At 70.7% G+C, this 23,372-nt stretch carries 15 protein-coding genes and 1 riboswitch; of the genes, 5 read left to right on the top strand and 10 right to left on the bottom strand.

What is annotated here, in order from left to right; all coding sequences use genetic code 11:
• Positions 1–235 precede the first annotated feature (235 nt).
• The 7 genes from sucD to ACIBCK_RS26985 all read right to left on the bottom strand — a co-directional run bounded on the left by sucD (position 236) and on the right by ACIBCK_RS26985 (position 10,358).
• Positions 236–1,120: a succinate--CoA ligase subunit alpha gene (gene sucD, locus ACIBCK_RS27015; protein ID WP_160506736.1), complete on the bottom strand. Its 885-nt coding sequence runs from the start codon at positions 1,118–1,120 to the stop codon at positions 236–238.
• A gap of 22 nt (positions 1,121–1,142) precedes the next feature.
• Entirely contained in the window at positions 1,143–2,321 is a 1,179-nt protein-coding gene (gene sucC, locus ACIBCK_RS27010) for an ADP-forming succinate--CoA ligase subunit beta (protein ID WP_399394301.1), read from the bottom strand.
• Between the two features lie 337 nt (positions 2,322–2,658).
• Positions 2,659–3,576, bottom strand: coding sequence for a hypothetical protein (locus ACIBCK_RS27005; protein ID WP_399394299.1), 918 nt, complete (start codon positions 3,574–3,576; stop codon positions 2,659–2,661).
• A 139-nt stretch (positions 3,577–3,715) separates the two neighbouring features.
• Positions 3,716–4,744, bottom strand: coding sequence for a hypothetical protein (locus ACIBCK_RS27000; protein ID WP_399394298.1), 1,029 nt, complete (start codon positions 4,742–4,744; stop codon positions 3,716–3,718).
• Positions 4,745–4,875: 131 nt separating this feature from the next.
• The gene (locus ACIBCK_RS26995) at positions 4,876–6,018 is read right to left on the bottom strand and encodes a vWA domain-containing protein (RefSeq protein ID WP_399394618.1); all 1,143 of its coding nucleotides are present in this window, start codon (positions 6,016–6,018) and stop codon (positions 4,876–4,878) included.
• Positions 6,019–6,089: 71 nt separating this feature from the next.
• Positions 6,090–9,065 (bottom strand): DUF5682 family protein, encoded by a 2,976-nt coding sequence (locus ACIBCK_RS26990; RefSeq protein ID WP_399394296.1) that lies wholly within the window; start codon positions 9,063–9,065, stop codon positions 6,090–6,092.
• A 90-nt stretch (positions 9,066–9,155) separates the two neighbouring features.
• Positions 9,156–10,358, bottom strand: coding sequence for an AAA family ATPase (locus ACIBCK_RS26985; protein ID WP_399394295.1), 1,203 nt, complete (start codon positions 10,356–10,358; stop codon positions 9,156–9,158).
• A 155-nt stretch (positions 10,359–10,513) separates the two neighbouring features.
• Between ACIBCK_RS26985 and ACIBCK_RS26980 the strand changes: the two genes are divergently transcribed.
• Together ACIBCK_RS26980 and ACIBCK_RS26975 are read left to right on the top strand one after the other, a co-directional pair.
• Positions 10,514–11,899, top strand: a complete 1,386-nt coding sequence (locus tag ACIBCK_RS26980) for an SWIM zinc finger family protein (protein WP_399394294.1) — start codon at positions 10,514–10,516, stop codon at positions 11,897–11,899.
• Positions 11,900–12,631: 732 nt separating this feature from the next.
• Entirely contained in the window at positions 12,632–14,431 is a 1,800-nt protein-coding gene (locus tag ACIBCK_RS26975; protein ID WP_399394292.1) for a DUF5691 domain-containing protein, read from the top strand.
• A 545-nt stretch (positions 14,432–14,976) separates the two neighbouring features.
• Here ACIBCK_RS26975 and ACIBCK_RS26970 read toward each other — a convergent pair.
• Positions 14,977–15,393 (bottom strand): cobalamin B12-binding domain-containing protein, encoded by a 417-nt coding sequence (locus tag ACIBCK_RS26970; protein ID WP_160506729.1) that lies wholly within the window; start codon positions 15,391–15,393, stop codon positions 14,977–14,979.
• A 403-nt stretch (positions 15,394–15,796) separates the two neighbouring features.
• On the opposite strand from ACIBCK_RS26970, the gene ACIBCK_RS26965 reads away from it, so the two are divergent.
• Both ACIBCK_RS26965 and ACIBCK_RS26960 read left to right on the top strand, forming a co-directional pair.
• Entirely contained in the window at positions 15,797–16,654 is an 858-nt protein-coding gene (locus ACIBCK_RS26965) for a lipase family alpha/beta hydrolase (protein ID WP_399394290.1), read from the top strand.
• A 206-nt stretch (positions 16,655–16,860) separates the two neighbouring features.
• Entirely contained in the window at positions 16,861–18,480 is a 1,620-nt protein-coding gene (locus tag ACIBCK_RS26960) for a peptidoglycan DD-metalloendopeptidase family protein (RefSeq protein WP_399394288.1), read from the top strand.
• A 28-nt stretch (positions 18,481–18,508) separates the two neighbouring features.
• Here the strand turns inward: ACIBCK_RS26960 and pcrA are convergent, their stop codons facing one another.
• Positions 18,509–21,025 (bottom strand): DNA helicase PcrA, encoded by a 2,517-nt coding sequence (pcrA, locus tag ACIBCK_RS26955; RefSeq protein ID WP_399394286.1) that lies wholly within the window; start codon positions 21,023–21,025, stop codon positions 18,509–18,511.
• Between the two features lie 243 nt (positions 21,026–21,268).
• Positions 21,269–21,426, top strand: a riboswitch (cyclic di-AMP (ydaO/yuaA leader).
• Positions 21,427–21,433: 7 nt separating this feature from the next.
• Between pcrA and ACIBCK_RS26950 the strand changes: the two genes are divergently transcribed.
• A complete protein-coding gene (locus ACIBCK_RS26950; protein WP_399394284.1) occupies positions 21,434–22,636 on the top strand; it encodes an NlpC/P60 family protein in 1,203 nt (400 codons plus the stop codon).
• Positions 22,637–22,717: 81 nt separating this feature from the next.
• Here ACIBCK_RS26950 and ACIBCK_RS26945 read toward each other — a convergent pair whose 3' ends face one another.
• Positions 22,718–23,071: a hypothetical protein gene (locus ACIBCK_RS26945; RefSeq protein ID WP_399394283.1), complete on the bottom strand. Its 354-nt coding sequence runs from the start codon at positions 23,069–23,071 to the stop codon at positions 22,718–22,720.
• Positions 23,072–23,372 lie beyond the last annotated feature (301 nt).

Raw genomic sequence — 23,372 nt, 5'->3', positions numbered from 1 at the left:
AGTCCTTAGGGGCGCGAGGAACTGCGCAGTCCTTAGGGGCGCGAGGAACTGCGCAGTCCTTAGGGGCGCGAGGAACTGCGCAGTCCTTAGGGGCGCGAGGAACTGCGCAGTCCTTAGGGGCGCGGGGAACTGCGCGACCAGCCGCGGACGGCCCGCAGACAAGAAGGTGGGCCCGCACCTCACTTGAGTGAGATGCGGGCCCACCTTCAAAGCTCGTCAAAGCTCAGGCCAAGCTTCAGCCGGCCAGAATCGCGCGCGCCAGCTTGGCCGTCTCGGTCGGCGTCTTGCCGACCTTGACGCCCGCGGCCTCAAGGGCCTCCTTCTTGGCGGCAGCCGTGCCGGAGGAGCCGGAGACGATGGCGCCGGCGTGGCCCATGGTCTTGCCCTCGGGCGCGGTGAAGCCGGCGACGTAGCCGACGACCGGCTTCGTCACGTTGGCCTTGATGTAGTCCGCCGCACGCTCCTCGGCGTCGCCGCCGATCTCGCCGATCATGACGATCAGGTCGGTGTCGGGGTCGGCCTCGAACGCCTCGAGGGCGTCGATGTGCGTCGTACCGATGACCGGGTCGCCACCGATGCCGACGGCCGACGAGAAGCCGATGTCACGGAGCTCGTACATCATCTGGTACGTCAGCGTGCCGGACTTCGAGACCAGGCCGATGCGGCCCGGCTTCGTGATGTCGCCCGGGATGATGCCGGCGTTCGACTGACCCGGGGTGATGAGACCGGGGCAGTTCGGGCCGATGATGCGGGTCTTGTTGCCCTTCGACTTCGCGTACGCCCAGAAGGCGGCGGAGTCGTGGACGGCGATGCCCTCGGTGATGACGACCGCGAGGGGGATCTCGGCGTCGATCGCCTCGACGACGGCGGCCTTGGAGAAGGCCGGCGGCACGAAGAGGACGGACACGTTGGCGCCCGTGGCCTCCATGGCCTCCTTGACCGAGCCGAAGACCGGTACCTCGGTGCCGTCGAAGTCGACCTTGGTGCCGGCCTTGCGCGGGTTCACGCCGCCGACGATGTTCGTGCCGTCACCCAGCATGAGCTTGGTGTGCTTCATGCCCGTGGCACCGGTCATGCCCTGGACGATGACCTTGCTGTCCTTGTTGAGGAAGATAGCCATGGTGGTGTCTTAACCTCTTCCCTTACTTCGCGGCCGCGAGCTCGGCGGCCTTGTCGGCCGCGCCGTCCATGGTGTCCACACGCTGCACGAGCGGGTGGTTGGCGTCGCTCAGGATCTTGCGACCCAGCTCCGCGTTGTTGCCGTCGAGGCGCACGACCAGGGGCTTGGTGACTTCCTCGCCCTTGGACTTGAGCAGCTCGAGCGCCTGGACGATGCCGTTGGCGACCTCGTCACAGGCGGTGATGCCACCGAAGACGTTGACGAAGACGGACTTGACGTCCGGGTCGCCGAGGATGATCTCCAGGCCGTTCGCCATGACCTCGGCCGAGGCGCCGCCGCCGATGTCGAGGAAGTTGGCCGGCTTGACGTTGTCGTGCGCCTCACCGGCGTACGCGACGACGTCCAGGGTGCTCATGACGAGACCCGCGCCGTTGCCGATGATGCCGACCTCGCCGTCGAGCTTCACGTAGTTGAGGTTCTTGGCCTTGGCGGCAGCCTCGAGCGGGTTGGCTGCGTCCTTGTCCTCGAGCGCCTCGTGGTCGGCCTGGCGGAAGTCGGCGTTCTCGTCGAGCGAGACCTTGCCGTCCAGGGCCAGGATGCGGCCGTCCTTGGTCTTGACGAGGGGGTTGACCTCGACGAGGAGCGCGTCCTCGGCGACGAAGGTGTCCCACAGGGTCACCATGGCCTCGGCGACACCCTCGGCCACCTCGGCCGGGAACTTCGCCTGGGCCACGATCTCGCGGGCCTTGTCGATGTTCACGCCCTCGACGGCGTTGACCGGGACCTTCGCGAGGGCCTCGGGGGTCTTCTCCGCGACCTCCTCGATGTCCATGCCGCCCTGCACCGACGCCATGGCGAGGAAGGTGCGGTTGGTGCGGTCGAGGAGGTACGAGACGTAGTACTCCGCCTCGATCTCCGGGGACAGCTCGGCGATCATCACCTTGTGGACCGTGTGGCCCTTGATGTCCATCCCGAGAATGTCCGTCGCGCGAGCGACGGCCTCGTCCGGGGTGTCGGCCAGCTTCACGCCGCCGGCCTTGCCGCGGCCACCGACCTTCACCTGTGCCTTGACGACCGACTTGCCGCCCAGCTTCTCGGTGGCCTCGCGCGCCGCCTCAGGCGTGTCGATGACTTCACCGGCCAGCACCGGTACACCGTGCTTGGCGAAGAGGTCCCTCGCCTGGTACTCGAACAGGTCCACGCGCGTCCGTCCCTTTTCCGTGATCTCGCTGCGATCTCGCTGCTTTGTGGTCAGCTGTCTGCGTGGGCGTGCCGCGGAGGGCAACGTGACTGCGCTGTCACAAGGGAGGCGTAGGACGGAGTCCGGTACGCGGCATGTCCGTCTCGCAGGTTATCGCCGTGGGCCTTGGGTCCCTAAATCGCAGATCACATTTGGGCGGTGATGACTGTCACAGATCGCGGGGGCGGTGGGCTGGGGGCGGAGCAGAGGGGGAGGGGTGGGGGGAGGGGGCGGGAGAAGGGAGCGGCTCCGCGCCGCCGCACGGATGCCGCCCCCGCTCCCTCCCCGGCTCCCGCTCTTAGAGGGCGTGCGTCGTGGGCAGGTAGCTCGGGGTGACCGAGCCGGCCACGCCGTGGACGCCCGTGACGGCGTTCCCGGCGAGCGACTGGGCGTCGGGAGCGACGGTGCCCGTCAGGTCCTGCGCGAAGGGCGCGACCTGGCCGACGACTCCACCGGCGAACGGCTGGACGTCGCCCGTGACGCCGTACGCGAGCTCGCCCGCGCTGCCTCCCACGCCCTGCACGACGGGCCGCACCTGGTCGGTGACGGTCTGCACGAGCGGCGATACGGAGTCGACGACTCCGCCGGCGAACGGCCGCACGTCCTCGCCGACGACACTCTGCACGAACGGCGGGACCTCACCGACGACCCCGTCGGCGAACGGCCGCACGTCACCGACCACGCCCTGCGCCAGGTAACCGACGTCGCCGACGGCCTGCCCGGCGACCGGCACCACACCGTCGACGGCCGTGGCGGCGACGGGCGGCAGCACGGCCGTGGCGGTCTCGTCCACTACGGGGGCGGCGGTCGCCTTGGTGTCGTCGAGGTCGGGGGCGAAGGCGGAGAGGGGGCCGAAGAGGTAGTCGACGGAGTCCTCGGGGGTGCTGACGTCGGCGGTGGTGACGTCCGGGGTGCTGATGTGCGGGGTGCTGACGTCCGGGGTGCTGACGTCCGGGGTGTCGACGGCGGGGGCCTTGGGGAGGTCGGCCTCGGGGGCCTTGGGGGCGGCGGCCTTGGCTTCCGTGACGGTGGACTTCGCCTTGCCCCGGACGGCGGTGACGTCCTCGGCCACGTCGGCGACCGTGTCGGACGCGTTGTCCGGCAGGGCGACGGAGTGCTGCGGCAGCTCGTCCGCGCTGGCCACGGCGGAACCGAGTGCCCAGGCGCCCGTGACACCGGCGGCTATGACGATGGAACGGCGGATGTTCTTGTTCATGCGTGCTTCAGATCCTTCGAACTCTGGCTGTGAATCCGGCCGGACGGGCCCATACGTCTCCATACGTATCGATACGTCCGGTCGGCTGGCAGACCTTTGCCACCCCCGCGCGGCAGGTCTTCGCGGGGAAAGGGCTGCCCTAGCCAGGGAATTCGGGAATGTCCCGGTGTCGTTCGCGGACCGGCGCGGGAACCTGACCGGCCCCGGCACCCTGCAGAAGCCGCACCGGCGCACGGCTGTCGAGCGAGGCGGCACACGGTTCACCGTGCCGCGTCGAACTCCCGTCACCGGCCGACTGCCCACCCAGCGTCCGCGCGGGATCGCCGGGCACCGACGGGAACGGCTCGTGCCCGGTGCGGTGCGCGTGGCCCGAGCCGCCGTCACCATCGCCGTCGCCGCCGGTAGCTGTCGGAATGCCAGTACCTGCGCGAGCGGCAAGGCCGGTGCCTGTGCCTATGCCTGCACCTGTGCCGTCGTACGTGGACTTGGCGCGAGCCCGAGCAGCCGCCTCCGCCTGACCGGCGTGGGGTGACTGCGACTCGGCGTCGACGTCCGCCCCGCTGCCAACCCCAGGCTCCGGAAGCTCAGGCGCGTCAGGCGCACCGGGAACGCCGGGCACGTCAGGGACGCCGGGGAAAGCGGGAATGCCGGGGACGGCAGGTGTGCCGGGCGCGGGCAGTTCAGGTGAGTCGGGAATGACCGGGGGCCTGTGCGCCTCGGGCAACACCCGCTGCGGCGCGCTCTCGACCACTCCGGCGGCCCCTGCCACGACCGGCCGCACGACACTCCGCGCCGTCCGGTCCACGGGCTCGGCGGCATCAGCCACAGGCTCAACGGCAGCACGGCGCACGACCTCACGCCTCTCCTGCCCCTCGCGCACAGCCTTGCGCGCCGTCCCGCCGACGGTCTCACGCACAGGCTCGGCAACCCGCTCACGCACCGGTCCCGCCGGCCACTCTGATGCCGACGCCGGCGTCGGCGTCGGCGGGGCCGCCGACACACGCCTCGCATCCGGCACACCATCCGCCGCATGCGCGCGCTCGCCGCAGAGGAATCCCAGCGCGAGCAACCCGGCGAGCAGCAGCACCACTTGCAGCGCACGCCGCCCGGCCACGGCGCGCGACATGCGCACAGCGGCATCGGGCGGAACGACTGCTGCGGGAGTCAAGACGAGGGATTCCTACTCCGGGAGGCGAGCGGAGGGCGAGCGGGGGGTACGCGGAGGGCGAGCGGAAGATGAGCGGGAGATAAAGCCCGGTGATCCTCGCACGGGCCGCCCGCCTTCGCGCAAGCCCCCTGTTACCGATGCGTATTCATGTCCGGTATGGGCAGTGGGCGCTTTTCGATCGCCGCTGCCATCACCTCCGGGAAGAGATCCGGGGTGCAGGCGAAGGCGGGCGCGTCCAGGGCCGAGAGCGCCGCCGCGTGTTCACGGTCGTACGCGGGTGCCCCCTCGTCGGAGAGCGCGAGCAGCGTCACGAACTGCACACCGGACGCCTTCATCGCCGCGACCCGCTTCAGCATCTCGTTGCGAATACCCCCTTCGTAGAGGTCGCTGATGAGGACGACGATGGTGTCGGCGGGACGGGTGATCTGCGACTGGCAGTACGCGAGCGCCCGGTTGATGTCGGTGCCGCCCCCCAACTGCGTGCCGAACAGGACGTCCACGGGGTCGTCGAGCTGATCGGTCAGGTCGACGACATTCGTGTCGAAGACGACGAGCCGTGTGTTGAGCGACCGCATCGAACCGAGCACGGCACCGAACACCGAGGCGTAGACGACGGACGCGGCCATCGAGCCCGACTGGTCGATGCAGAGGATGACCTCTTTCTTCACGGACTGCGAAGCCCGCCCGTACCCGATGAGGCGCTCGGGCACGATCGTCTTGTACTCCGGCAGGTAGTTCTTGAGGTTGGCCGCAATCGTGCGGTTCCAGTCGATGTCGTGGTGGCGCGGCCGGCTGACGCGGGCGCTGCGGTCGAGCGCGCCGGTGAGGGTGGCGCGGGTACGCGTGGCGAGCCGCTTCTCCAAGTCCTCGACGACCTTGCGTACGACGGCCCGCGCGGTCTCTTTGGTGGTCTCCGGCATGGCCTTGTTAAGGGAGAGAAGGGTCCCCACCAGATGGACGTCGGCCTCCACGGCTTCCAGCATCTCGGGCTCCAGGAGCAGGGTGGACAGCCCCAGCCGCTCGATGGCGTCACGCTGCATGACCTGGACCACGGAGGAGGGGAAGTACGTCCGAATGTCCCCGAGCCAACGCGCCACGGACGGCGCGGACGCCCCGAGCCCCGCCGAACGGTCCCGCCCCCGGTCCTTCGCCCCCGCATCCCCTCCCCCATAAAGAGCACCAAGCGCCCCATCCATCGCCGCATCCCGCCCCCCGAGCTCGCACCCGGTCCCATCGGCGGACCCCCCGCCCAACACAAGCCGCCACCGCCGCATCCGCTCCTGCACAGAATCCGTCACCAGCCCACTCCCCACTCCCGAGCCCACGCCCCGATCACCCCCTGCTGTCACGCCCGACACGATCCCCCCACCCCCACAACCCCGCACCCATCCCCGCCCCTGGCCCCGCCCCCGGCCCCGCCCCCGGCCTCAACTCCCTTCGCCACTCCCGAGCCAGGCGCCACCCTGAAGTCGAGCGCTACCCCGGAGCCCGGCGCCACCCCGGAGCCAGGCGCCACCCCGAAATCGGGCACTACCCCGGAATCGGGCACTACCCCGGAGCCAGGCGACACCCCGGAATCGAGCGTTACCCCTGGCCCAGCCACAGCCACAACCACAACACCAGCCCCAACACCGAACTCCACCCAGGAGCCCCGCACAGCCCCGGCCCGAGGCACAACCGCCGCCCCAGGCCCGGACTCAGCCCCGGAACCAGGCACAACCGTCGGCGCCGCGGACTCGGCCCCGGCACCAGGCACGCCCCCCGAGCCGGCCTCCACCCCGGAGCCACGCGCAGCCCCTAGCCCAGCTCCCGCCCCAGAGCCCCGCACAGCCTCGCCCCGAGCCACCACCCCGCCGCCGCCGGACGCACCCCCAGGGTCCGCACCCCCAGAATCCAGCCCAACCCCCAGCAGCAGACTCAGCACCGGCAGGACCGCGTCCGCGCGCTCGGTGTTCAGGGTCGGGCCGAAGCCAGGTATCCCGGTGGCCTCGGTCGGGCTCGCGTCGCCCGTTGTCGGGCCGCGCCGTACCAGCTCGCCAAGTGTGCGTCGCACTCCCGGTTCGTACGCCGAGAAGGTGCGCCGCAGCAGTGGCAGCACGTCGGTGAAGGCGCGGTCGGGGACGCCGGTCAGCCAGTCGTCGACCAGGCCGAGCAGCCGCTCGTCGTGCACGAGCAACATGCCGCCCCCTGACCCGCCGCCCACGAACCCCTCGATCCAGGCGGCGGCTTCAGCGGGTTCGGTTCCCCGTGACAGGGCGAGCCCCATGAACCGGGCGGCCTCGCCATCGGCCAACTCCCCGCCGTCCATCAAGATCCGCACGCACCGCCCCCGCACCACCCCCGCGACGCTCTCCCGCTCGCCCAGCACCCTCAGCACGCCGTACCACCGCCCCCGCATGCCGGCTCCCGGTGGAGACGGCCGCGGACCGGACGCCCCCGCATCCGCCGGTCCGGCGCCCAGCTCCCCCAGCAGGCCCACCGCCTGGTGGACCGCGTCCACATGCCCCCGCATCTCGAGCGCCGCGTCCTGGTCGAGCCCCGCGCACGCGGGCGGCAGCCCGACGAACACCCGCTCGGCCAGGCCCACGGCCACCTCGCCGAGCGCGGCCGTGTCCGTGCCCCGCACATCCCCGTACCGAAGTGACCGCACCAACGCGGGCAGCGCCTGCGCCAGATGCCCGACGTCCGCGTCCAGCGCCGCCCGGTCCGCGAGGACCCGCATCACCACAGGCAGCGCGTCCGGCAACTCGGCCAGCAGACACCGCTCGGCCAGCGCGGTGACATCGGCCAGCGCCCCGGCCCCGACGGCAGCGGACTCCGCCCGAGCGGTGGCCGCCGCCAGCACGGTCGTCCCCCACACCCCCGCCTCGGCCACCCGCACAGCAAGCTCCGGCTCCCACCGCAGCCGCCACGTCTCCCGGAACGTACCCGTACTCCCCCGCGACTCGACCTGCTCGCCCCAGCCGATCCCGAGCAGCCGGAGGCGGTGCAACAGCCTGCTGCGCGCCGCGTCCGTGTCCTTGCGCAGATCCAGCTCCAACTCCCGCTCCAGAGCCTCCGGTTTGAGCCGCAGCTTCCGCTGGAGGCGCGTGAGATCGCGCTGCAACGGCACCGCAGGCGCCGAGTCAGGCACCTCCCCGAGGACATCCCCGACGACGAGCTTGTCGTGCACGAGGGACAGCGGCACGTCCGAGCCCTCACACATCACCGCCCGGATCGCGTCCGTCGTCTCGGTGAGCCCAGGCAGCGGACGCCCGCGCATCGCGGCGAGCGTGTCCGCGAGGCGCACCGCCTCGATGACATGCGCGGACGATACGAGCCTGTCCTCGTCCCGAAGGAGCCGAGCGACCTTGGTCAGCCATCGCTCGACGGGCCGGTCGGGAGCGCTGAACAGATGCCCGTACCAACCGGGCGACGCGATTCCCGCGCCGTACCCACTGGCCCGCGAGAGGCGGCGGTGAGTCCAGGGCACCCAGGTCATGTCGACCTTCACCTTCGGCAGCCCTTTGAGCAGCGCGCGGTCGGCCGCGACCGTCACCTTCTGCCGCAGCGCGGGCACATGCCATGCCCCGCACACGACCGCGACGTGGTCCGCGCCGAACTCCCGCTGCGCCGCTCGCACCTGGACGCGCATGTACGCCTCGCGCACCAGGTCACGGTCGTGCCCACCCGTCCCGTACTCCTCACGCAGCACCCCCATCGCCTCGCCCAGCGCGTCGAATGGCGCGAAGGCGTCTTCGCTCGCCCCCCGGTGTTCGACCACGTCCTCCCACCACCGCTCCGGATCGTCGTACCCGGCGGTCTCGGCAAGTACCGCGAGCGGATCGATCCGCACCGCAGCCACATCCGCATGCACGTCAGCGCCCACATCCGCGTCCGCACCCGCGTCCGCACCCCCGTCGTCCGGAGCTTTGGACTCGTCCGGCGCGCCTTCCGCCGAATCCTCCGGCCCCTCGGCCACATCCGGCCGCGCCAGCGAATGCGCCGCCGGAAGATCCACGAACCGCACCGGGACCCCCGTCTCCGCAGCCCACTTGATCGCGACCCACTCCGGCGAGAAGTCGGCCAGCGGCCAGAACGCCGACCGACCGGGCTCGTCCACCACGTGCGCCAACAGCGCGACCGGCGGCCGCATCCCCTCCTCCGCCGCGAGCCCCACCAACGCGTCGGCCTCCGGCGGCCCCTCGATCAGCAGCACACGTGGCGCACCCTGCTCAAGCGCCGCACGCACCGCACGCGCCGACCCCGGCCCGTGATGCCTCACCCCGAGCAGCAAAGGCCCCTCGCCAGCCCGAGTCGTCCCCCGCGCCTCGCCGTTCATGTCCGCCCCTCCCCGTCTCCCGCGAACAACACACCGTCACATCACCCACACCCGCAACCGCACTCACACCAGCACCCGCACCCGCACCCGTCACGCACTCACCTCACGGCACGCGCGGTAGAAGTCCTTCCAACCGTCACGCTCACGAACCACCGCCTCCAGGTACTCCTGCCAGATCACCCGGTCCGCCGCCGGGTCGCGTACGACCGCGCCGAGGATTCCCGCCGCGACATCGCCCGGCCGCAGCACGCCGTCCCCGAAGTGCGCGGCCAGCGCGAGCCCGTTGGTCACGACGGATATCGCCTCGGCCGTCGAGAGCGTGCCGCTCGGCGACTTCACCTTCGTACGCCCGTCGGCCGTGACTCCGTCCCGCAGCTCGCGGAAGACGGTGACGACGCGGCGGATCTCGTCGATCCCCTCGGGCCCTGACGGCAGATCGAGCGAGCGCCCGATCTGGTCGACGCGCCGCGCGACGATGTCGACCTCGGCGTCGGCGCTCTCCGGCAGCGGAAGGATCACTGTGTTGAAGCGGCGACGCAGCGCGCTCGACAGATCGTTGACCCCGCGGTCGCGGTTGTTGGCCGTGGCGATGAGGTTGAAGCCGCGCACGGCCTGCACTTCCTGGCCCAACTCCGGTATGGGAAGGGTCTTTTCCGACAGGATCGTGATCAGCGTGTCCTGTACGTCCGCGGGGATGCGGGTCAGCTCCTCGACCCGCGCCGTCATGCCTTCGGACATGGCCCGCATGACAGGGCTCGGCACGAGCGCGTCGCGGCTGGGGCCGTGCGCGAGCAGCTGTGCGTAGTTCCAGCCGTACCGGATCGCCTCCTCCGGCGTTCCGGCCGTGCCCTGCACGAGCAGTGTCGAGTCGCCGCTGACGGCGGCCGCCAGATGCTCGGACACCCACGTCTTCGCGGTGCCGGGCACGCCGAGCAGAAGCAGGGCGCGATCGGTGGCGAGGGTGGTGACGGCGACCTCGACGATGCGGCGCGGCCCCACGTATTTCGGCGAGATCACCGTTCCGTCAGGCAGCGTGCCGCCGAGCAGATACGTCGCGACCGCCCATGGCGAGAGTCGCCAGCGGGCAGGCCGGGGCCGGTCGTCCTGCGCGGCGAGCGCGGCCAGTTCGGCGGCGAAGGCATGCTCGGCATGCGGCCGAAGCGCCTCCGCCTCCCCCGCGGGCGCGGTGGACACGGACGCGAGCTGGTTCTCGGCCGCCGCGGATGTCGAGGTCGCCGCGGTTGTCGAGGTCGTTGAGGTCGTTGAGGTCGTCGAGTCGACGGACACGGTCATGGAGCGATCCCCCTCCAACTCGTCCGGACGCATCTGGCCCGGATGTGATTCCAACCGTGCACCACGCCACTGACAATCGACCCTCGCACGCCGCTGACCTGCACAGACGAGGTGCTCGGGGTCGATTGTCAGTGGTGGGATCTACCTTCGATGACATGACTCAGCAGGGGGTGCGCTGGACGGCGGATCAGGTGCTGGCCTTGGCTCCTGACGCGCCATCACGCAAGGCGGGAAGCAAACTCGGCGTCGCCGGCCCATGGTCGGAGGCGGGTAGTTCGGGCGAGGGGACGGTGTGGGGACTGTGCAAGGGGAGTGGGAGCAGGCCGTATCAGACGGTCGTCGACGTCGCGGGCGTCACCGGCGCCGGGGGTCCGGCGTACAAGTGCAGTTGTCCGAGCCGCAAGTTCCCGTGCAAGCACGCGCTCGGGCTGCTGCTGCTCTGGGCGGGCGAGGACGGGACGGTCGGTGTGGCGCCGGACGCGCAGCCGCCGGGGTGGGCGGAGGAATGGCTGGCGGGGCGCCGTAAGAGAGCAGAGACGAAGCGGACTTCGGATGCGGCGCCGGGCTCGCCGGTCGCTGATCCCGAGGCCGCGCGCCGCAGGGCGGAGCGGCGGGCCGAGCGGGTCACGGTCGGGGTGATGGAGCTTGAGCAGCGCCTCTCCGATCTGCTGCGGGGCGGCATAGCCGCCGCCGAGCAGACGGGGTACGGGCTGTGGGAGGAGACAGCGGCCCGCATGGTCGACGCGCAGGCGCCGGGACTTGCCTCGCGCGTCAGGGAATTGGGCGCCATCCCCTCCTCCGGGCCCGGCTGGCCCGTGCGGATGCTGGAGGAGTGCGCGCTCCTTCACCTCCTCGACCAGGGCTGGCTGCACCGCGAGCGACTGCCGGAGGCCCTGGCCGCCACGGTCCGCTCCCGCATAGGCCTGCCCGCGCCGGCGGAGGGCCCACCGGTGCGGGACCGCTGGCTGGTCCTCGCGCAGTACGACGCGGCGGACAGCAAGCTCACCACCCGCCGGATCTGGCTGTACGGCGCGGAGTCCGGACGGCCGGCCCTACTCCTCTCTTACGGAGCCGCGGGCCGCGCGCCGTCACTCGCGCTGCCGGTGGGCCTCGCGCTGGACGCCGAGCTGACCTCGTACCCGGGCGCCGGTCAGTTGCGGGCCGACCTGGGCGAGCAATTCGGTACTCCCGCGCCGACGGCCATCCGGCCGCGGGGCGTACGAACGGAACAGGCCGCGCAACGCTACGGAGAGGTGCTGCGGGACGACCCATGGCTGGACGCCTGGCCGGTGACGCTGAGCGAAGTCATACCGACTCCGCTCTCGGGGCCCTCACCCGACAGCTGGCAACTGGTGGACGCGGAGGGCGACATGGCACTGCCCGTCACCCCCTCCGCCGCGTCCCGAGCGGGCCTGTGGCGGTTGGTGGCACTCTCCGGAGGCGCTCCGGTGACGGTCTTCGGCGAGTGCGGCCACGAGGGCTTCACCCCTCTTACGGCCTGGCCACCGCATGGAGCGGGGGAGGCGGTGTCCCTGTGCTAGCCGCAACGGGGCGCGCCGGGTCGGTGCGGCGGCACCAGGTATCCCCGAGGCCTGAGGGACCTGGGGGACCTGGCAGGCCTGAGGGACCTGGGGGACCTGGCAGGCCTGAGGGGCCTGGGGGACCTGGGGGGCCTGGCAGGCCTGAGGGACCTGGCGGGCCTGGCAGGCCTGAGGGACCTGGCGGGCCTGGCAGGCCTGAGGGACCTAGGGGACATGGCGGGCCTGAGGGGCTTGGGGGCTTGGGGGGCCTGACGGGCCTGAGAGGCCTGACGGGCCTGAGAGGCCTGGCGGGTCTGAGAGGCCTGGCGGGTCTGAAGGGCCTGGCGGGTCTGAGAGGCCTGGCGGGTCTGAAGGGCCTGGCGGGTCTGAGAGGCCTGGCGGGTCTGAAGGGCCTGGCGGGTCTGAAGGGTTACGGGCCCTGCGCATCCGACGTGCCTGAGGTGTCTACAGGACCGGCGAGACCCGCGGGATCTGAGGTGTCTACAGGGCCTGCGAGACCCGCGGGATCTGCAGGACCTACGGGATCTGCGGGACCTACAGGATCTGCGGGACCTACGGGATCTGCGGGACCTGCAAGGCCATAGCGCCATGGAGAACGGGCGAGGACCGGAGAGAACCGGAGCTGCCCATCCGCCTGAGCTGCCCACCCGCCTGGGCTACCCATCCGTCTGAGCTGCCCACCCGCCTGAGCTACTCGTCCACCTGAGCTACCCGTCCGGGAGAGGAGTCCCCATGACCGGCAACACCACACCCGCCGCGCCCATCTCACCCGCCACCCACCCCGCATCCGCCGCTCCCCCTGAGCCCACCGAAACGACCGGGCGCACCACACCCACAACAGCCACAACACACCCCAAGGCGACCGCACTCGCCGAAGCGGACGTCACCCCCTGGGAAGACCTCGTCACCGCCGCGCTCCTCGGCACCGACCGCCGCACTCCCCCCGTACGCACCCAGGACAAGGACGCACCGACCGTCCTCCTGGACGCGGCCGCAGTGCAGACCGTGCGGCGCAGAGCCGGGCTGTCCCCCGCGCCCGCCGCCACGCCTCCCGAGCCTGCGGCGGACGATCCCAGGCCGCTGGTGCCGCCCCCGGCACGACGCAGACTCGCCACGCTGCTCACGGATCACCCCGGAGCGGGCAGCGGCGGACGCCGGGGCGCGGTGCCAGACCTGATGGAACTTCTGCCCCAGTGGCTGGCGTTGGCCAACGACCGCGGCTTCGCGGCGCCGCCGGAGCTTCTTCCCGCTCTCCTGAACGCGGCCCGCGGGCGCACCGATCTCAGGCCGCAGGCCCTCGCCTTCGCGGGCCCGCGGGCCCTGTGGCTGGCCCGGCTCAACCCGGACTGGAAGTTCGCACTCCGCTCCACTCCGGGCGGCGGTGTGGCCCTGCCGGCCCCGGAAGAGACCGCACAGGTCCAGCAGCTCTGGGAGGAGGGTCTCTTCGCCGAGCGCGTCGCCCTGCTCGGCGCGGTACAGGCCCATGACCCGGCTGCCGCCCGGGGGTTGCTAGCTTCCACCTGGAGCACGGAGCGGGCGGAGGACCGCCTGATGTTCCTGGACTCCCTGCGCACCCACCTGCATGACGCCGACGAGCCGTTCCTGGAGCAGGCCCTCACCGACCGCAGCCGTAACGTACGCGCCACGGCGGCCGAGCTCCTCTCCGCGCTCCCCTCGTCCGCCCTTGCCGCACGGATGGCGGACCGGGCGGCGTCCTGCGTGGCCATCGATCATGCGCAGGGCACGAAGAGCTTGCCGACGCTCACCGTCGAGGCGCCGCACGAGTGCGACGCGGGCATGGAGCGAGACGGCGTCACCCCGAAGCCGCCGACAGGGCGGGGCGAACGCTCCTGGTGGCTGGGCCAGTTGGTGGAGTCCGCTCCGCTCGGCACCTGGCCGGAGCGGCTCGGTGGCCGTACCCCCGCCGAGATCGTGGCGCTTCCCGTGGCCGACGACTGGCGGAGCGAGCTGCACGCCGCGTGGTGCCGTGCGGCCGTGCGCATGCGCGACGCGGTCTGGTCCCGGGCGCTGCTCGGCGTCCCGTCGTCCCCCGACGCGGCGGGGCCCGGCGCGGCATCGCTCGCCGAGCGCGCGAAGCTCCTCGCCGCGCTGCCTGCCGGGGAGCGGGCCGACTGGGTCGCGGGGTTCATCGCGACGCACGGCCTCTCGGAGGCGTTCCAACTGCTCGGCGTGTGCGCGCTGCCCTGGTCGGAGCCGCTGGGCCGGGCGGTGGTGGACGCGCTGAACATCGCGCGGGACGCCGGGAGTTACCCCTGGAGCTTCAGCGGAGTGATGGGCCTGGCGGAGCGCTGCCTTGACCCGGCGGAGGCGGTCCGTCTCGACGCACTGACCGCGATACCGGACGAGCCGGAGGACGCGTCCCCCGGAGCGGGCGGCTACTGGTCGGAGGCCTTCCAGCGCTTGGTCAGTACGTTGCGACTACGCGCGGCAATGCGAGCGGAACTTGGCGCGCCCCCAGAGTCCGAGGGGCTCCCGGAGCACCCGGAGCCCCCGGAGGTGCCGCCATCCTAGAAAACCCGAAAAAGGCGCGAAGGCAGCCACCCACCACCCCCACCGCAACACGAAACCGCCCCCCACCCTGGAGCGAGAGAAGCCGGGCGGAACAACCGCAGCCCGGCGGCCATCAGCCACGCCCCGGCGAACATCAACCACAGCACCGTGGGCGTCAGCCACAGCCCGGAGCGCGGCACCGCAGCACGGCGGACCTCAATCGCAACCCGGCGGCCATCAGCCACACCCCGGCGAACATCAACCACAGCACCGCGGGCGTCAGCCACAACCCGGAGCGCGCCACCGCAGCACGGCGGACCATCAATCGCAACCCGGCGCCAACAGCCACGCCCCGGCGAACATCAACCACAGCACATTGGGCGTCAGCCACAGCCCGGAGCGCGGCACCGCAACCCGGCGGACTCCATCCGCAGCACGGCGGACGACAACCCCGACCCGGCGGGACCCAACCCCAGCCCGGCGGCCATCAGGCCCCCCGCCGGCGCCTGCCATTGCCCGGTGGCGTCACGCACCCCCAGCCCAGCACCGCCCCAGCCCCCCAACCGTCAGGCGCCCGCCGGCTGGCGGACGTTCGCCCTGACCCAGTCCACGATCGATGCCGTCGTCGCACCGGGGGTGAAGATCTCCGCGACGCCCTTCTCCTTTAGCGGCGCGATGTCCGCCTCGGGGATGATGCCGCCGCCGAAGACCTTGATGTCCTCTGCGTCACGCTCCTTGAGGAGCTCGATCACGCGCGCGAAGAGCGTGTTGTGCGCGCCGGAGAGGATGGACAGGCCGATCGCGTCGGCGTCCTCCTGGATCGCGGTGTCCACCACCTGCTCGGGCGTCTGATGCAGGCCGGTGTAGATGACCTCCATACCCGCGTCACGCAGTGCCCTCGCGATCACCTTGGCTCCGCGATCATGACCGTCGAGACCCGGCTTGGCCACCACCACGCGGATCGGACCGGCTGCCACACCCATCACTGCCTCCATGTACCGATATCCATCTGTCCGAGCACTGGCACCCCGTGCCGCACCGGCCGGGGAAGTGAACGAACGTTATCTCCAGCATCTCGCACCGGGCAGTTTCACGGTGGAGAGCGAGGGGGAAATCACACGATGGGACACGTTCACTGCGCGCCGCTCCCGTATTAAGCGGCATTTGGACCGCTCCGGGAGCGCGCAAGGGGAGCCGCAACGAGGTCACCGTGGCACCACGCCGTCAGCCGCACGCCGTGGTGACGCGGCGCATCGGCGATCGCGCCGGCCTGCGGGAAGCCACCGGCGCCGACGGAGCACCGTCGTACGACCTCCGCCACGCCTCCCCACTACGGGCACACGGGGGACAGAGCCGTCCTCCCGCGTGCCGACCGGGAGGTCGACCATGACCATCACGAGGGTCCTGCCCTTTCGCCCGCCCTGCCTCCAGCTGCCCGCCAGACTGGCGGGGCTCTCCATGGCTCTGCTGAAGGCGACCGCTCTCGAGGTGGCGATCCTTGCCGGACACCTCCTCCTCTACCCCTCGGGCATCGCCCAGGAACGCCGGATCATCGCCGAACTGCCGCCTCCCGACGCCGCCCCTCGCCTCCCCGCGGAGAGCCGGCCTCCGGTCGTACTCCTGCACGGCTTCATCGACAACCGCTCGGTCTTCGTCCTCCTGCGCCGCTCCCTGGCCCAGCACGGCGGCCAGCATGTGGAGTCCCTCAACTACTCCCCTCTCACCTGCGACATTCGCACCGCCGCCGAGCTGCTCGGCCGCCACATAGAGGAGATCTGCGAGCGCACGGGCCACCACCGGGTGGACATCGTCGGGCACAGTCTCGGCGGCCTGATAGCCCGCTATTACGCGCAGCGCCTCGGCGGCGACGAGCGCGTCCGCACGCTGGTCACCCTCGGCACCCCGCACGGGGGCACGCGGGTGGTGCCGCTGGCCGACGCGCATCCGATCGTGCGCCAGATGCGCCCCGGCTCCGACCTGATCGAGGAGCTGCGCGAGCCCGCACCGGGCTGCCGGACCCGTTTCGTGAGCTTCTGGAGCGATCTGGACCAGCTGATGGCCCCACTCGAGACCGCCTGCGTCAACCACCCCGACCTGGACGCACAGAACGTACGTGTCTCCGGTATCGGTCATCTCGCCCTGTCCGTGCACCCCGCGGTCGCCGCCGGGATCCGCCAAGCCCTCGATCCGCCCGCTCCGGGGACCGCCGCGACAGGTGCCGAGAACGGACTGACCGTGGCCTGAGGAGCAGCTTTCGCACCGCGCAGGGAAGACAATTCATCGAACGGAGCTCGAACGCAGGGCCAAAGCTGTGCCCGCAGTCCGCCGAAAGACGGCCGAATGCCCGTTTCCTGAGAGCGTGAAACCTGGCGAAGATTGTCGCGCCCGCATACCGCCGGGTACAGTCGCCGCACTGCTCTGCCCCTGCTGCCGAGGCGAAAGAGAAGTTGGTGAACGACCGTCACCCGTCGGGGAGCTCGACACCCCCGGCCTCGGCACCTGCCGACTATGCGCCCTACGCGGCGTATGACCTGCAGGGCACCGAGCACGGCGCCTACGCCGGGTACGACGGCTACGCCACAGGAAGCCTCGACATCACAGGCGGCTACGCGACCGCAGGACCGGACACCGGAAGCTTCGCGGCCGACCCCCTCTTCGGTGACATGCCCGGCAGTTCGTACGACACCGGCCAGTGGTCCACCACAGGGACGCAGCAGACGCTGAACCACGACCCGTACGCCGCGCAGCACCAAGCCGCGTACGACACCGGTGGTTACGAGACCGGCAGCTACGACACCGGCAGTTACGACACCGGCGCCATGTGGTCGACCGGCGGTTATCAGCATCTCGCCGCCGACATCCCCGCACAGCCCGGCGGCCTCGAAGCAACGAGCCAGTGGGACGCCACCGCCTGGAACCAGCCGCAGCAGACCGGCCAGTGGGAGACCCAGGCCTTCGACACCGGCACGTACGACGCGACCGCGTGGAACTCCGGCGGCCAGGACATGACGTACGGGGCCACAGGGACGCACGAGACGCTGGTCACGAACGATCCCCTCGGGACGTACGAAGATCAGGACACGCCCGGAGCGGCCGCCACGTACGAGGCCGACCCGTACGAACATTCGCCCTACGACACCGGGGCCTACGCGGTCGATCCGTACCTCTCCGAGTCACACTCCCCCGAGGCCTACGCCCAACCGACCTCCGCCGAACACGAGTTCACCCCCGACGAGGCTCCCGCCGATGCACTCGGTCCGGTCGAGCCGAGCCGCCGGGGCGCCGCGGGTGACGGCGAGCCGCCGGTCATGGACCGTTCGCACGGCTCCCGTTCGCGGGCCCGTCGCCGCTCCCCCGCCAAGCGCTCCGCGCTCTTCACCGTCGCCGTGCCCTCCGCCTGTGTGATGGGCGTCGCGGGTATCGCCGCCGCTTCCGTGGGTGACTTCGGCGGTGACGAGAAGGAGGCGCAGGCGGCATCGGCCCCTGACCCCGCGTCGGTTCAGCCATCGGCCGCCAACAACAAGCTCGACACGCAGTTGGCTAACCTCTCCGCGGACGCCGGTGACTTCGCCGACCGCGCGAGCCGCACCCAGGAGCGCATCGACCTCAAGGCGGAGAAGGTCGCCGCCGAGAAGAAGGCCGCCGAGGAAGCCGCGCGCAAGGAGCGCCTGCGCCCCAAGTTCGCGCTGCCGGTGAAGCAGCACGGCCTGAGCGCGTACTACGGCCAGGCGGGCATCAACTGGATGTCCGCGCACTCCGGCATCGACTTCCCGGTGTCGTACGGCACCGAGGTGCTCGCCGCCACCGACGGCACGGTCTCCACGAAGTGGAACAGCGCCTACGGCAACATGGCGATCGTGACCGCCAAGGACGGCACGGAGACGTGGTACTGCCACCTCTCCACGCACAAGGTCTCCAGCGGCCCCGTCAAGGCGGGCGACCCCATCGCCTTCTCCGGGAACTCCGGCAACTCCACCGGACCGCACCTGCACTTCGAGGTGCGCCCCGGCGGCGGCTCGGCGATCGACCCGCTGCCGTGGCTGCGCAGCCACGGCCTCGACCCGACGTAACTCCGGCCGCCCCCCGCGGGGTTGGGCGTTACAGCTTCTCCACCGGTGCGTACCGCAGCAGGAGCCGCTTCGGCTTCGGGTCTCCGAAGTCCACCGTCGCCTCGGCGTTGGCGCCCGTCCCCTTCACACCGACCACGGTCCCGAGACCGAACTGGTCGTGCGTGACCCGGTCCCCGACGGCCAGCGCGACCACCGGCTTCTCCGACGTACGGCGCGTGGCGAAGCCCTGCGCGCCCCCGGTGCGCGAGCGCGAGGACGACAAGGAGGAGGCGATCGAGGCCGCGGGCCCGGAGGAAGCCGGTGCGCCGACGGAACCCTTCCGCTTCCAGTCCAGGTGAACCTCCGGGATCTCCTCCAGGAAGCGCGAGGGCGGGTTGTACGAGGGCTGTCCCCAGGCGCTGCGCATCGAGGACCGCGTCAGATAGAGCCGCTCACGCGCGCGCGTGATGCCCACGTACGCGAGGCGGCGCTCCTCCTCCAGCTCCTTTACCTGCCCGAGGGCACGCATGTGCGGGAAGACGCCGTCCTCCATGCCGGTCAGGAAGACGACCGGGAACTCGAGGCCCTTGGCGGTGTGCAGCGTCATCAGCGTGATGACTCCGGAGCCGTCGTCCTCCTCGTCCGGGATCTGGTCCGAGTCGGCGACGAGCGCGACCCGCTCCAGGAACTCGGAGAGCGTGCCGGACACGCCTGTGGCCGCGGCCTCCTCGCCCTCGGTCTCCCCTTCGCCTTCCCCCTCGCCTCCAGCAGTGGCCTCGCCGCTGTCCTGCTCGAACTCCAGCGCCACGGCTGCCAGTTCCTGGAGGTTCTCGATGCGTGTCTCGTCCTGCGGGTCGGTCGAGGCCTGCAACTCGGCGAGATACCCGGTGCGTTCGAGCACGGCCTCCAGGACCACCGCGGGGCCCGCGCCGGACTCGACGACGGTCCGCAGCTCCTCCATCAGCACGTTGAACCGCTTGACGGCGTTGGCCGAGCGGGAGGCCATCCCGTACGCCTCGTCGACGCGCTTCAGCGCCTGCGGGAAGGAGATCTTCTCGCGCTGCGAGAGCGCGTCGATCATCGCTTCCGCGCGGTCGCCGATGCCCCTCTTCGGTACGTTCAGAATGCGCCGCAGCGGGACGGAGTCCTCCGGGTTGGCGAGCACCCGCAGATACGCGAGGACGTCCCGGACCTCCTTGCGCTCGTAGAAGCGGACGCCACCGACGACCTTGTAGGGCAGGCCGACACGGATGAAGATCTCTTCGAAGACACGGGACTGCGCGTTCGTCCGGTAGAAGATCGCGACGTCGCCCGCCTTCGCGTCGCCCGCGTCGGTGAGCCGGTCGATCTCGTCGGCGACGAACTGCGCCTCGTCGTGCTCGGTGTCGGCGACGTAACCCGTGATGCCGGCGCCCGCGCCCGCGTTGGTCCACAGGTTCTTGGGGCGGCGGCTTTCGTTGCGCTCGATGACGGCGTTGGCCGCGGTCAGGATCGTCTGCGTGGAGCGGTAGTTCTGCTCCAGGAGGATCGTCGTCGCGTTCGGGTAGTCCTCCTCGAACTGGAGGATGTTGCGGATCGTCGCGCCGCGGAAGGCGTAGATCGACTGGTCCGCGTCACCCACGACACACAGCTCGGCGGGGTCGTCCCCCTCGCCTCCGGAGGGGCCGACCAGCTCGCGCACCAGGGCGTACTGGGCGTGATTGGTGTCCTGGTACTCGTCGACCATCACGTGGCGGAAGCGGCGGCGGTAGTGCTCGGCGACGTCCGGGAACGCGCGGAACATGTGGACCGTCGTCATGATCAGGTCGTCGAAGTCGAGGGCGTTCGCCTCGCGCAGTCGCGACTGGTACATCGCGTACGCCTGGGCGAGCGTCTTCTCGAAGCCGTCGGCGGCCTGCCCGGCGAAGGCCTCCTCGTCGATCAGCTCGTTCTTCAGGTTCGAGATCTTGGCGCTGAAGGACTTCGGCGGGAACTTCTTCGGGTCGATGTCCAGATCGCGGCAGACCAGCGCCATCAGCCGCTTGGAGTCCGCGGCGTCGTAGATCGAGAAGGACGAGGTGAAGCCGAGCTTCTTCGACTCGCGGCGCAGGATGCGGACACACGCGCTGTGGAACGTCGACACCCACATCGCGTTGGCCCGCGGCCCGACGAGCTGCTCGACGCGCTCCTTCATCTCGCCCGCGGCCTTGTTCGTGAACGTGATCGCCAGGATCTGTCCCGGGTGCACGTGCCGCTCGGCCAGGAGATACGCGATGCGGTGCGTCAGGACCCGGGTCTTGCCGGAGCCGGCGCCCGCGACGATGAGCAGCGGGGAGTCCGCGTGCACGACGGCCGCGCGCTGGTTCTCGTTCAGCCCGTCGAGCAGGGCGGCCGGGTCCAGCACGGGGCGGGGGGCGCCGCCGCGGTAGTGCGCGTCCCGGGGCACGGGCGCGTCGAACTTCCCGTCGAACAGATCATGCGGAACGGATTCCGGCGCACTGTCCTCGGGCGGCGGCGGGGGCTCCCCCTCCGAGGCCCGCGAGGGCTGGAGGTCCGCCAGGAAGCTGTCATCAAAGAGGCTGCTCATCGCCTCCCGAGTCTAGGCGGCCCCACTGACAACCCGCCCCGGGTTCCGGTCACGTCACTCCGCTTACGCCCCGCTCGCGGACGGTAACTCTCCGCTTCGGCACGACGTGCGCGCGTCAAGAGCTTCGTAAAGTAACGAAAACGTATCGGGCATATCGAACATCAACCTTCACACGGGCCACACGAGTTGGCTAGCGTGCTCCGCGGGCTGCTCGTACTCCCACCGGCGAACCCCGCCGGGAACGGGTGGCCTCCGCCGAGTTCGATCTCCTCGGAGCCGGGGACCCACGATGAACTTGGGGTGAATCGGTCCCGTACGAAGTACGGGACTGTAGGGCAACCTTCCGGAACCACCCGCCCGAACCCGACAGCTAACCCGGTAGGCGGTCTACGGAAGGAGTCGCCTCCCTTGGCGTCGCACCGCAAGCCGCGGACCCGCATTGCCGGCCTACGCACCGCCCCCGCCCTCGGCATCACGACGGCGGCCCTGACCTCCGTGGCCCTCCTGTCGCAGAGCGCGCAGGCGGCACCGTCCGCGCCCGGGAAGCCCAGCCTCGAAGAGGTGCAGAAGAAGGTCGACGACCTCTACCAGCAGGCGGGTGTGGCCACCCAGAAGTACAACTCGGTCAAGGAGCGCACCGACAAGCAGCGCAAGAAGGTCGACACCCTTCTCGACGATGTGGCCGAGCGCACCGACAAGCTGAACGAGGCCCGCCAGGAGCTGGGCACGTTCGCCGCGGCCCAGTACCGCACCGGCGGGGTCTCCGACACCGCCACGATGATGCTCGCCGAAGACCCGCAGGGGTACTTCGCCCAGAACCACCTGTCGGACCGGCTGACCGCGCGCCAGAAGAAGGCGGTCGACGACTACCAGACGCAGCAGGCCTCGGCGACGAAGCAGCGTACGAAGGCAGCCGAGAGCCTGGAGACGCTGAGCGACTCGCGGGACGAGCTCAAGACGAGCAAGAAGACCGTCCAGAAGAAGCTGGGCCAGGCGCGCACGCTGCTCTCGGATCTGACGGCCGAGGAGAAGGCGCGGCTCGCGGCGATCGAGAAGAAGAAGGAAGAAGAGGCCAAGCGCAAGGCCGCCGAGCTGGCCCGCAAGCAGGAGGCCGAGGCGGAGGCCAAGCGCAAGGCGGCGGAAGAGGCCGCGGCCAAGGAGCGCGAGAAGGACAAGGAGACCCCTGACGCGGGCTCCGGTTCGGACACGGGCTCGGGCACCGGCTCCGGCGCGGGCTCCGGTGACACGGACAGCGGTTACGCGACGAAGGCCGCGAAGGTGATCAACTTCGCCGAGGCCCAGATCGGCAAGCCGTACGTGTGGGGCGCCACAGGCCCCGACTCCTACGACTGCTCCGGGCTCACCCAGGACGCGTGGAAGGCCGCGGGGATCTCCCTGCCGCGTACGACGTGGGACCAGGTGAAGGTCGGCTCGACCGTGAAGACCGCCGATGCCAAGCCGGGTGACCTGGTCTTCTTCTACGACGACATCAGCCACGTGGGGATCTACATCGGCGACGGCAAGATGATCCACGCCCCGAAGCCGGGTGCGAACGTCCGCGTCGAGTCGATCTACTACATGCCGATCCACAGCGTGGTCCGCCCCGCGTAACCGGCACACCCTCGCTCCGTCACACCCTCACGAGAAACGGCCCTCCACGCGCGCGTGGAGGGCCGTTTCTCGTCGGTGGCGTCAGGTCCACAGGACCGCGATGAAGATGTTCACGACGGTCAGCAACCCGACGGCGCCGAACATCCCCTTGTCCACCTTCTCCTCGTCGCGCTTCACGTAGACCAGCGCGAGGATCACGATCAGGACGGCCATCTTGATGCCGATCTTGATGTTGTTGACGGGGTTGTCGTCCGCCTGGTTCAGGCCCACCAGGATCACGCCCGTGACGAGCATCGTGAGCGCGCCGTGCAGCATCGCGGGGCTGAAGCGGGCCGTGCCTTGGCCCATCTGCTTCATCTGGGTGAGGAAGCCGCCCAGGAGGGAGGCGATGCCGATGATGTGCAGGCCGACGAAGAGATGGGTGAGAACGTCCATGGTTCCGGAGCCTAGCCGGGGCCTTATCACCGCCCCGTAGCCAGGTGGGTCCCGAGCACCGCATCGGTCACGCGCCGATGCGAAGGGCGCCGGTCCGGCGGTTCGCACGGTCACGCGTGGCCACTGGACAACGCACTTCCGTCAGTTGCGCACAATCCGTCACTAACCCGTGACGGTCAGGTTTAGCGTCCTTCGTCAGGTGACCGGCTCCCCACCGCCGTCCGGACCAGGGGCGGCAGTCGGCCACCACCGCCGAGAATCCGGCGGCGGCCCGCTCCCCCTGTGCGGGCCGCTGCCGGAA

It is taken from the genome of Streptomyces sp. NPDC051218, from assembly GCF_044455475.1.
Classification (GTDB): domain Bacteria; phylum Actinomycetota; class Actinomycetes; order Streptomycetales; family Streptomycetaceae; genus Streptomyces.
Note: the sequence above shows the minus strand (reverse complement) of the source record. Positions and strands in the feature narration are given on the sequence as shown.

Coding starts and splice junctions, on each gene's coding strand:
- sucD (WP_160506736.1), bottom strand. CDS start 1,120: ATGGCTATCTTCCTCAACAAGGACAGCAAGGTCATCGTCCAGGGCATG.
- ACIBCK_RS27005 (WP_399394299.1), bottom strand. CDS start 3,576: ATGAACAAGAACATCCGCCGTTCCATCGTCATAGCCGCCGGTGTCACG.
- ACIBCK_RS26995 (WP_399394618.1), bottom strand. CDS start 6,018: ATGCGGCGGTGGCGGCTTGTGTTGGGCGGGGGGTCCGCCGATGGGACC.
- ACIBCK_RS26990 (WP_399394296.1), bottom strand. CDS start 9,065: ATGAACGGCGAGGCGCGGGGGACGACTCGGGCTGGCGAGGGGCCTTTG.
- ACIBCK_RS26985 (WP_399394295.1), bottom strand. CDS start 10,358: ATGACCGTGTCCGTCGACTCGACGACCTCAACGACCTCAACGACCTCG.
- ACIBCK_RS26980 (WP_399394294.1), top strand. CDS start 10,514: ATGACTCAGCAGGGGGTGCGCTGGACGGCGGATCAGGTGCTGGCCTTG.
- ACIBCK_RS26975 (WP_399394292.1), top strand. CDS start 12,632: ATGACCGGCAACACCACACCCGCCGCGCCCATCTCACCCGCCACCCAC.
- ACIBCK_RS26970 (WP_160506729.1), bottom strand. CDS start 15,393: ATGGGTGTGGCAGCCGGTCCGATCCGCGTGGTGGTGGCCAAGCCGGGT.
- ACIBCK_RS26965 (WP_399394290.1), top strand. CDS start 15,797: ATGACCATCACGAGGGTCCTGCCCTTTCGCCCGCCCTGCCTCCAGCTG.
- pcrA (WP_399394286.1), bottom strand. CDS start 21,025: ATGAGCAGCCTCTTTGATGACAGCTTCCTGGCGGACCTCCAGCCCTCG.
- ACIBCK_RS26945 (WP_399394283.1), bottom strand. CDS start 23,071: ATGGACGTTCTCACCCATCTCTTCGTCGGCCTGCACATCATCGGCATC.